The organism is Nitrospirota bacterium (assembly GCA_020846775.1).
GTDB lineage: Bacteria > Nitrospirota > 9FT-COMBO-42-15 > HDB-SIOI813 > HDB-SIOI813 > RBG-16-43-11.
The window spans coordinates 1-10,796 of sequence record JADLDG010000018.1; the positions used below are offsets into that span (position 1 = coordinate 1).

13 protein-coding genes are annotated in these 10,796 nt (G+C 41.9%); 3 read left to right on the forward strand and 10 right to left on the reverse strand.

Annotation, left to right across the window (positions count from 1 at the left end; translation table 11 throughout):
* From IT392_01920 to IT392_01930, 3 genes are all read left to right on the forward strand, one after another.
* Positions 1-580, forward strand: a 580-nt coding sequence (locus tag IT392_01920; protein MCC6543243.1) for a hypothetical protein, incomplete at its 5' end; no start/stop codon positions are given.
* 45 nt (positions 581-625) lie between these two features.
* Entirely contained in the window at positions 626-1,342 is a 717-nt protein-coding gene (locus tag IT392_01925; protein ID MCC6543244.1) for a hypothetical protein, read from the forward strand.
* Between the two features lie 34 nt (positions 1,343-1,376).
* Positions 1,377-2,057 (forward strand): Crp/Fnr family transcriptional regulator, encoded by a 681-nt coding sequence (locus IT392_01930; protein MCC6543245.1) that lies wholly within the window; start codon positions 1,377-1,379, stop codon positions 2,055-2,057.
* Between the two features lie 12 nt (positions 2,058-2,069).
* On the opposite strand, the gene xrt is transcribed toward IT392_01930, so the two are convergent.
* From xrt to IT392_01980, 10 genes are all read right to left on the reverse strand, one after another.
* On the reverse strand, positions 2,070-2,924 hold the full coding sequence (xrt, locus tag IT392_01935; GenBank protein ID MCC6543246.1) for an exosortase: 855 nt from the start codon (positions 2,922-2,924) through the stop codon (positions 2,070-2,072).
* Entirely contained in the window at positions 2,921-4,075 is a 1,155-nt protein-coding gene (locus tag IT392_01940; protein MCC6543247.1) for a glycoside hydrolase family 99-like domain-containing protein, read from the reverse strand. Before IT392_01940 ends, xrt begins: the two co-directional genes overlap by 4 nt.
* A gap of 45 nt (positions 4,076-4,120) precedes the next feature.
* Positions 4,121-5,419 (reverse strand): glycosyltransferase, encoded by a 1,299-nt coding sequence (locus IT392_01945; protein ID MCC6543248.1) that lies wholly within the window; start codon positions 5,417-5,419, stop codon positions 4,121-4,123.
* Positions 5,419-6,462 carry a glycosyltransferase gene (locus IT392_01950; GenBank protein MCC6543249.1) on the reverse strand — a complete coding sequence of 348 codons (1,044 nt, stop codon included), beginning with the start codon at positions 6,460-6,462 and terminating at the stop codon, positions 5,419-5,421. The genes IT392_01945 and IT392_01950 overlap by 1 nt, the downstream gene beginning before the upstream one ends.
* A gap of 78 nt (positions 6,463-6,540) precedes the next feature.
* Positions 6,541-7,323: a polysaccharide deacetylase family protein gene (locus IT392_01955; GenBank protein MCC6543250.1), complete on the reverse strand. Its 783-nt coding sequence runs from the start codon at positions 7,321-7,323 to the stop codon at positions 6,541-6,543.
* A 17-nt stretch (positions 7,324-7,340) separates the two neighbouring features.
* A complete protein-coding gene (locus IT392_01960; GenBank protein ID MCC6543251.1) occupies positions 7,341-8,063 on the reverse strand; it encodes an acyltransferase in 723 nt (240 codons plus the stop codon).
* 21 nt (positions 8,064-8,084) lie between these two features.
* Entirely contained in the window at positions 8,085-8,954 is an 870-nt protein-coding gene (locus IT392_01965; GenBank protein MCC6543252.1) for a hypothetical protein, read from the reverse strand.
* Between the two features lie 18 nt (positions 8,955-8,972).
* Positions 8,973-9,611: a 4Fe-4S dicluster domain-containing protein gene (locus tag IT392_01970; protein ID MCC6543253.1), complete on the reverse strand. Its 639-nt coding sequence runs from the start codon at positions 9,609-9,611 to the stop codon at positions 8,973-8,975.
* A 129-nt stretch (positions 9,612-9,740) separates the two neighbouring features.
* On the reverse strand, positions 9,741-10,553 hold the full coding sequence (locus tag IT392_01975) for a class I SAM-dependent methyltransferase (GenBank protein MCC6543254.1): 813 nt from the start codon (positions 10,551-10,553) through the stop codon (positions 9,741-9,743).
* A 57-nt stretch (positions 10,554-10,610) separates the two neighbouring features.
* A partial coding sequence (locus IT392_01980; GenBank protein MCC6543255.1) for a GMC family oxidoreductase occupies positions 10,611-10,796 on the reverse strand: 186 nt, incomplete at its 5' end.

Here is a 10,796-nt window from a genome sequence, read left to right on the forward strand (position 1 = left end):
AGCTATCTCAACTGTGGTAAATGGCAATGCCCTGCCGCCAATACCTGTAACCGCTGTAAGACGAGGCTATACAATGATATCAATCCCGATAGTTCCTGCTACATCCAATGTCCAGACACTGCTCGGAGGGGCATTGGGCACTCCGGTGGAACTCTACTGGTGGAACTCTAACGGCATGGGGAGAGACGACGGCGAGTTTGTGGCAGAGACCAATATAGTCCCCGGGTACGGCTATTTCCTCAAGTCAAACAGAGATAATGCCATGCTCAATATCACAGGAACAGTGGTCAGTGACCCAAGCAGGGCTATTTCTCTGCAGCCTGGCTGGAGCATGATAGGAAATCCTTATCCAGCAGAAGTAGCACTGCGAAACACCTATATTCGCAACACAGAGACCGGAGATTTAAAAAATTATGAAGATGCGGTCATAGCTGGGTGGGTCGGTAACGCAGTCTATAAGCATAATGGCAGCACATATGACTTCAGTGTTTATACTGATGCGACACTCAAAATGTGGCAGGGATATTGGGTTGCTGTATTACAGGATGCACAATTTGAAATTATTATATATAAACCATAACTACCTCCTCGGCGTGAGGCGGAACTAATCGGAGGCAACGCAAAAATGTACAAGATTCTCAGCATTACCATCCTGACAACCCTGCTAATATTAGGAAGCGCCATCACAGGTTCTGCAGCCTGGCAACTAACCTTCGACGTCTCCACACCGGACCCTGACTCCGACAGTGGTTTAGCCACAAACAGGCTTACAGTTGGGGCTGATCAGACAGCCACAGACGCATATGACAATAAGTTTGACACAGTTGCTTTTTTAGGAGGTCCGGTACAAGCCTACATTCCCCATCCTGAATACGCTATTGAAAAACAGAAGCTTTGGAGAGACATTCGCTCCAACGCATTGCCAAAGGAATGGATCATTGAAGTCAACTCGCCTGGAGACGGCAACACCATAAAAATCAAGTGGGGGATTACTGCACCGGATAATCTGAATGTTACACTCATTGATCAGGATAACAATAAAGAGATCGGGATCAGGACATCCTCAGAATATTCATATAATAATACTCCAAATTCTCAGAAAAAATTCTTGCTCAGGGTATCTGAAAATACATCCGTCACTACAGGTGGAAACAGCGAAGTAAATGCAACTAAAGGAGGAGGATGTGGTCACATTAAAGGCACGGGCGGAAATAACAGCCTCCCAGGTGGCCCTGGTTCAGCAGTTTTAAATATGACTATATTGTTTGCACCACTAATCTGGCTGACAAGTCGTAAAACTTTATCATCTTTTTTTGCCTTGTTGTCAAATGAAATAAGATAAGGTCACAATAGCGATTATTCAATTGGGAAAAGCAATGGACACGGCAAGTAAAATAGAACATTTAAAGCGAATGGAACTTTTTTCTTCATTAAGTACTGAAGATTTGCTTCATGTAGGAGATAAGATTTTTGTAAAGCAATATAAAAAGAATGACACAATCCTTTTTAAAGGGGATACTAATAATAACATCTATATTATTTTTGACGGAGAGGTGAAGGTTTCCCAGTCAACAGAAGACGGAAAGGAGGTAATCCTGTTTATCCATCAGTCTGGTGAAATCTTTGGAGAAACGTCTTGGGGTGGCAGAGGGAATAATCCTTCTTTAATAGCAGCTACAAAAGATACCCTTTGTGCCGTTATCTCAATGAATGAACTCTATTCAATCATGTTAAATAATAATGACATCTTAGAAAGACTGATAAACATATTATCATCCAGGCTATGTCAGTCATGGGAGCTTATACAGATGTTAAATTCTAATCATGCCCCGCACAGAATAAAGACATTACTAATTATGCTGGCGAAACGGTACGAAAAAAATGCACGGGAAGAAACAATATTAAACATAAGATTAACACATCAGAGTATTGCAAACATGACAGGATTAACACGAGAGACAGTAACGAGGGTAATTGATGTGTGGCTAAGGAAGGGAGAGATTTCAACCAAAAATAAATTTATCCAATTAAACCCTGCCTTCTTGCAGAGTAATTAAGTGGTACACATATCAAACATTCATGGTCTTCCTTTCAGGTCTCTTAAGCAGCCAGAGTATTGCGCCTAAAAATATCAAAGATAAAAAGAAGAACGGTATCCCGCCTTTTCTATGTAATGAACTTGAGAGTATATCCTGGTCCACATAAACCCCCAACAGAGAAAGGGTTACGATCCTCAGTCCATTCTTCAGGATTGTGATAGGGATAATAACCAGGGCCAGAACAATTCTTCTCCCTGCGCTCTTCAGGAAGAGTTGCCCGGCCATAATACTGGTAATTAACAATGCAATACTTGAGCGTATGCCGCTGCACTGCTCTGCGACCTCAATGCTGAGACCAGGCAGATGGAAAATAAAACCGTCTCGTAATATTGGTATACCTGTCAGATTAAACAATCCATAGGAAACCTCTGTAGAAGCAATTTGTAAAAAATGGATAACTCTTTCGACGATCAAACCTGGTATGGGGACCATAAAAAAAAGGAACAAAAAGGGAAATAAATTAGTCTTAACAGACTCTATGCCATATAGCAGGATAAAACCACCTGTCCATGTTAAAACGGCGGAAAAAGTCATAAGAGAGAGATAATCATTCTGCGTAAGCCTGAATCCCTGACTCAATCCAGTCATATAAAACAGACTTCCGGTAATTAGTACACCTAACCCTGCGCTGAAAGAATATGATACATTTTGAAATAGTTCCCTCCTCTTCAAATAAATGAAGTAGGCACTTATGATTGGAATCAGAAAGATGTGCGAATATAACTCATCATCAGATGACAGAACCCAGAGTTCCCTCAATGGGGAATAGAAAGCAATAAAAACTACAATGCTGAAGACTATTAATAAGAGCGTCCTTTTGTTCATATACCTGAGTTTTCTATCTCTTCCTTGAGAACCTGTAAATATCCTCTTCCAAATTTAAGATCAGGCTCTAAATGATTGCCTTCAGCCCATTCATTCCAGGATTTCACAAAGATTATCTTATGTTCAGGTGGAAAATTCTGAATAATCTTCAAGGCATTTCTAAAATGAATCCTGAATAATTCCGGAGTAGATCCATGGAGAACCAGACCATTTTTTCCGCTTCTCGGGGTGTTATCCCAGTTCGGAATGACGCACGGATATTCTCTCTCATTGAAAATCTTGTTTTCCAGTAATTCAGGAAGAATTTTTTTATAAGAGTAGACGATTGGTTTGCCCATTTTAAGTCCAATTTTTCTCATCAGCATTGTAATGGGTCTTCTCCTGAAAAACTTTCTTTTCCTAAAATGAAAGCGCTCCATCAAGGTACCATCGAATCCGTATTCCTGAGCTGCAAAAGAGCGGCCCCATGAATAGCCTACGAGGTACAAACCCTTTAACCCTGACTCTTCCGCCCATTTCCGCCACAGTTCTGTCATCTTCTTAACCTCGGGTATATCAAGTGGCTCATAAATCAAGAAGAGTGGTTTGCCATCAACGGTAACATAGCGTCTATCGGTAAATGCCCGTAATAAGAGATCAAAATGATTTCTGTAATCATCATATCCGGGATAGGTCTGTTCTATAAGAACCCTGTTTGGTGTACCGTGCCAAATTCCTGTCCATGTCTGATTAGCCCAACAGAGGCAGAATGGGAAATCAGGCTCACCAGATTCGAGCACCTCGGCAAATGGTCTTTCCAATACCCTCTTCCCGGCAAACCAATAATGATAATAACAGAACGCCTCTATTCCGTATTCCCTGGCCATCTCCGCTTGCGCAATTCTTGTCTCAGGGAGACGTAAATCGTAAAAACCGAGATCGGCAGGAGTATGGGGCTGGTAATGGCCATGGAACATCGGCTTGGCCTTTGCCGTATTAGTCCATTCAGTAAACCCCTTACCCCACCACTCATCGTTCTCCGGGATCGGGTGGAACTGAGGAAGATACAAAGCAATTACCCTTGCCAGCGACGCCAATTTATTTTTCTCTTTGCCAACAGACTGCCCTTCAATTCCTTTTTCCACTTCCTCTGCTACACCTTTCTTTTCCATAACTTGTTTTTTAATCACACAATTGAAAGTTACTTCCTCAATACCTTAGCAATATAAATCTTCCTTCCTGAACTTAAGTGAGATTAATCTTAACAAGCGCCTCGCCTTATAATTGAAATAATCCAGAGGTAAATTTACAAAGAGATTCCTGTTTTTCCAATACGGAAACTCTTTCGAAATATCAAACAATTCTTTCTTAGCGGCAAGTGCATAGCGGTCATAATGCGAAAGCATATCGTCATAAATAGCGGCTGCCTTTTCTTTTTGATTATTTCTTTGATAATGCTGCAGAAACACTACCTTTCCATTAATAGTCTCATAATACCTGCGAATCATCTTCCATAAAAACGTCATAGACAATTCATCAACGGTGGACATATTATTTCCTTTAAATCTGTATTCTCCCGTAATGCCTTTGTGCTGATAAAAATTATGCTTAAGTGAAAACCGAAGCCACAATTCCCAATCCATAACCTTTTCCAGGTCTTCATTAAAGAGTCCTGAAATACCGAAACATGTCTTCCGGTGCAATATATTAAGAGTCGAAATATAATTGTTCGACAATAACAGGTCCCTGTCAAACCTGTTCGGTCTTCTACCCAATAACTTTCTCGTTTTTTCCACAAATACATCGTCCTTGACCTCCCCGAAACACCACCACGCATTCGAGTATACTACGTCGCAGTCAGGCCGTTTCCCTATAAAATCCAACAAGGTTCCAAGATGTTCCGGATAATAAATATCATCATCATCCAGGTACGCTATATATTTACCCTCTGCCCTCATAATTCCTTCATTCAATGCACCAGCCAACCCCTTATTGTGGTCAAGCTTGTAATATTTGATCTTTTCAGAACAAAATGAATCAATAACCGTTTTCACTTCGTCCGTTCCCCCATCGTTCACTATTATCAGCTCGAAGTCCTTAAAACTCTGATTTAATACGCTCCTTATGCTCTCTCTTATCCCTGCAGTTCGATTGTAGGTTGGCATAATCACAGAAATTGTAAGCTTATCTTCTTTCAACCCATCTGCCTTTTTAGGGCCAGAACGCTCCCTTAATGATTCCGCCAGCTTAAATATATCCGGCTGGATTGGATTGAGGTCTAATGAGGAGATCAAACACATATAAGAAATTCTGTTTTTCCCGGCATTCAAATAGAAATTTGCAATCTCATTCAAATATTTCCACTTATTATTTGAATAGAGCCATTTTAACTGAAGATATGTAAGTATATAGGTTTCGTCATGTTCATTCGATACTTCATAATCACGAAATAGAAGGCTCGCGATGCGTTCATCACGAGGATTAGATCGCGCCTGTTGAATTAATGATTCACCCATTAACTGATCTTTTTTTTATGGTTGTCATCCAGGGGGTTCATGAGTAATCGCTTCAAAACCCCAGTCATCTGTAGTCCCATCAAGGTTTTTACAATTAATCTGGTCATTGATATATCATACAACAAATCCGGGAATGCCTTACATACCCGGAAAACAGATTTTATTGCCTCACCCTTTTCCCCATGCACTAAAAATTGCTTTTCAACCACACGATTTACTGACCCAATCATACGGTTGCGAACCGATCCATTTAAATACTTCCAGTCATTTAATATATTCCTGGTCTGATTTAAAATAATCTTTCTGGTAGTATATTCATCCAGAAGCCCATTTATATTACTAAATGTATCTCCATCTATCAAAGTCAAGTATTTTGAACTTGTCCACCCATCTTTATGATACATTCGATACTCTATCAGAGGCCTGGCCAGATAAGTAACATCGTAGTGCATCGCAATCCTCATCCAGTATTCCAAATCAGTCGTAAAATGGATTCGCTTACTAAAACCACCAAGCTTTTCAAAGCATTCTTTCCGAATAACCACAGACGGCGGATTGACAGGATTATAGCCGAGAAGACTCTTCCTCAGAAAGGACAAACCGGTTTCCACAAAATCATTAGATTCAATAAAGTGGGCGTTTTTTTTTGTAATGTATCCATTCTCATCTATTATGTGAAAGTTTGAGTGAACCATTCCCACTCTCTCGTTACGGTCAAGGGCTTCAACTTTAAATGCTAAATTCTCCGGCAGCATGCGGTCATCATCATGAAAAATTGTAATGTATTTACCCTTTGCCGAAGCGAGACAGCTATTCCAATTATCTACTAATCCGACATTCTTTTCCTTCCTGATATGAATAATCCTGCAATCCTTGAATGAAGTTATAACGGCTGCTGTTGAGTCACCTGAGGCATTGTCAGAGATGATGAGCTCATAATCTCTGAAGGTCTGCTCAAGGACGCTTTCCATTGCCAGCTTCAGAAGATCGGGACGATTATAAGTCGGGATGCAGACACTAACCTTGGGCGTTTTAGCGCTCATAAATAAGAGTCCATTGCAAGAAACGCTTTATTAATTTTATATAGTATCCTATTGAAAAGATTGCTTGTGATATCTTATTCATATCATCTTTCTACCGGATGAATACACATTAGGTACACGAATTTCCCCCCGCCTTGCTCTACCATGTTTCAACATTTCAGCGATTGTAACAAACTGAAATTGACCGCTATATTCTTCAAGCAGAAGTCTTACTAAATCTACCATAACATCCCGACTGAGGTTTACGTTTTCTTTAATAATTTTATGCTTGGGATTCCCTTTATCATAAATGGTATCGTGAAACAGAATAATTGATCCTTTCGTTATTTTCTCCCGAAGCTCATCAGCCATGGAAGAAAATTCACTATTACACCAGTCTCCAACATCCAGGTCCCATCCTATTACCTGATAACCTTGCAAAAAGGCATCAATATTGGTCCATGCCGTATGTTCTCCGTGAGGAGGCCTGAAGTACCTTTTCCCATAGGGCGATAGGACTTTTTTGCAATCCTGTATCTGTTTCCAGCGCCCTCTTCTGCCAATGGATGTCATAGAGATATGATCCATTGTATGGTTTCCAATCTCATGGCCATCATCTGCCATTTCATTAACTAACGATTTAATTTTCCTGGCTTTCTGACCAACCATAAAAAAAGTTGCATGGGCGCGGTACTGTTTGAATAATTTTATCAATATTGGTGTCGTTACTGAATCAGGCCCATCGTCAAACGTTATTGCGATGTGCGGTTTTTCTGTTTGAACATTAGTGATCGGACCAATTTTCTTATTTATTTTTTTCCCAATTAACCTGTATAAAAGTCTCAACGAGGATGGATTTTCTTTCATATCCGGGTATTTCATGTTTAAACACTCCGAGATCATTGTTTTTTCATTTTTTGAACCAATTCATCACGCATTTTTATCACCCTGGCTGGGTTACCCACAGCAATTGCCTCATCAGGGATATCCTGGGTTACAACTGAACCGGCCCCTACAACAGCGCCTTTTCCTATATGCACCCCGCTCAGCACAATCACTCCCACCCCCAGCCATGCCTCATCGCCGATGGTGATCCCCCCTCTTGACTTTAATGGCTGAGCCCGGATCGTTTCGCCGGGAGCAAAACCATGGTCATAGGAATAAAGGGCACAATTAGGGGCAAGTTGGACACCACTCCCAATCGTTATGGGTGCAACATAGGCGTTCAGCTGGCACCGTGGATTAATCGTAGATTCCGAGCCTATGGAAAGAGAGCCGCCAAATCCTGTCTCGATAATAGTATCCCTCAATATATGAACCTGGTCACCCATTTCAACCGGGCCTCCGTTCTCCGCCTGATAAATAATGACCCTGTCTCCAATCAATATATTAGCGCCAAGCCGCAGATCTGCATGATGAATAGATGCTGTCGGAGCGACATATCCCATAGGATTCAGGTAGGTTAGATATTTGCTGGCCTTATGAGGCAGAGCAAACCATGTCGCCAGGTATGAGGCGAAACGCCCAAACCTGTCTAACCCGGCAAAACGCATCCAAAACCGGACCCAGCGCACCTTGACGGCACGAATAATTCGTGAATCTTTCCGGGAATAGCTATACATCATAGAGTTTCGGCATGTAATTCAATTTTTTGAAGCCTCAATTACTACAGCCTTCATATTCGACGCACTTATGATAATGGCCATTTTCTGAAATATTATCCCAACCAAGACTGCAGCACCGCATACTATCTCAGCAAGAAAAAGACTCTCCGGTTCATAATAGTTCCAACCAATGAAAGAACAAAGAAGAAATACAGGGAGCAGGTGTCCAATTCCAATGGTGACAGAAAGATTCAGAGGCCGGCGGAGTTTATATAGCGCCTTTCGAAAGACAGCGCTGCGAAACCTGCAGAGATACAGCAGCCACATAGCAAGGTTTGCGATTACAGCGATCATTGCTATAATCATGGGGCCTGACATTAATGGTGACCTGGTCATACCTTTGACTAACAAAAAGACACCTCCTCCTGATGCAAGGCCGGAAGATATGAAGAAGATTGGCATGACGAGTAGATTCCAACCCATGATAGCACGAATCTGATAAAGGATAGCTCCCTGACTGATCATCAGAGAGAAGGCTGCAACAATCGTGAGGATTCGAAGTATCATACCCGGCATATACCAGTCAAAAATTGCGAGAGGTATGAAGACACCCCATAATAATGTTTCCCTGGATACCCACGCCTGCCTGAGATTTCTAAACAAATAAATACTTCTTAACGGGCGGCCAGGTTTCATAGTAAGGGCAAAAAAACCCATAGCGGCAAGTACCGGCGCAAGCAGGCTGTATGGGATATGTCTTGACAAGGCAATAGTCCTGTCCTCCAGGACTATTATGAAAATATTAAAGAGATAGAATCCAGTACCTGCACCAACCAAAATGAAATTTGCAGCAATCTGCCATCCCCAGGCATCCTGCGGCTCAGCAGGGAAGATCTCAATCTTCTTCATTAATCACTCCACATATAATCACTTCAGGATATAGTAGATATTAGGCTCTGTGCCCTCTTCTTCCAAAAGCCGTGTTATGCTATTTTCCCGTATCAATTTTGACACAGTGCTTTCTTTATCGTCCAGGTCTCCAAAAACAAGTGAACCGGAAATGCAAAAACGCACGCATAAAGGTGTCGCTTCGGCATCCTCACCCGGCTTAAGTCCATTTTGCAGGCCGACATCTATTATTTGACTGCAAAAATTGCATTTTGTACATATCCCAATCCGATCAGCGCGGGATTTTTTGCATCCTTCACGAATAGAAATCTCTTCTCTGAATATCACATCCTCGCTGCAGATAGATCGCGCATGATAAGGACATGACACGATGCAGGTCCCACAACCGATACAGATGTCTTCCTTAATCTCTATGATTCCATCCGGGCGCTGATATGTTGCTCCGGTTGGGCATGTATCCCTGCATGGCGGATTTTCACAATGCATGCAGCCCATCGTCATAAAAAACCTTTCTCCGATACTATCACTTTCTTTTTCCTTATCAATCACAATCCGGGAAACGCCTGGCGGCTTTGCATGGCTCTGATCACAAACTTCTTTGCATGTAGAACAACCAATGCATTTTCTCAAATCAATGACCATACCCCAGCGAGGCATTTCTCCCCCCCCTCAAAAAACGCAGTACGATTAGTACAACTTTAAATTATTTAACTTTTTGAATGTTTAAGCAAGCTTAAATACATAATGGAAACTCTGGACTGCAGGATTAAAGTGACAAGACTCTTATTAACTACTCTTGTGGATGTTTATAACTCTTGATTTTCCAGGCTTACCGGGCAAGGGATTGAGAGAAAGTTTCAAGCGGTCTTTATCTTTCTTGGTCAGGCTGTCCTCAATATCCCTGATCCTCCACAACCCAAGTGACTTGTCCGGGAAGGCCCCATTCCATTCTGTACATTCCTCATTAATCACCTTAAGCGGGCTTGATAGTTCAAAAGGCCGTACTTGAAGGTTTAGTGTGCGCCATTGTCCGGTTATTATATCGGTATTGGTGCTGCGTTGTGTGAACGTTGTTGTGACGAGATATTTCGATCTGCTACGGCAGATATTGCGCAAGGCTTCGAATGCATCATCAAACGAGAGGTGTACGATACCGTCACGGCAAAGTATGACGTCTGTTCTCGGCAACTCATCTCTGATCAGGTCCAGCTTTCGAAACGAGATATTCTTATTACCATACTTCTCATTATTCTGCTTAATGATTTGTTCGACTATGTCGGCCCCAATGTAACTTATATTCTCCAATGGGACATTGCGCATCCAATTGAAATCGCCGCACGGAATGTCGAGGAGTGTTTGTGCATCCAGGTCCCTGAGAAGGAGTGGTAATTCTCTGATAATTACTCTCGTTTGATCGGTACTGGATCCAGGCCCGGAGATGGATTCGTTGCCGCGCCATTTGTTAGTGACGAATATTTCATTAAAAACCCTCTCAGGTCCGAGCCGCCTCATCCTGAATTCTGTGTAATGCCTCAATACAGCACTATACATATATGCAAGACCAGGTATCTTCTTCGCAGTTCTCCTTATAATGGCCATCTTTAAACCTTCTGAATTTGTTTATCAGCCTAATCCTTATTTTATTATTATACAGAACTAAGATTCGTTATGACACTTTTTTTTCAGGTAATCAGCCAATCTCACTGCAAGTGCAACTGTGGTCAGGGCAGGGTTCGCATAGCCGCCAGTAGGAAAAACCGAAGGTCCCGAGATGTAGAGGTTGGATATCCCGTGGACCCTGCAATTCTCGTCCACTACCCCCTTCTTAGGATCAGTATGCAT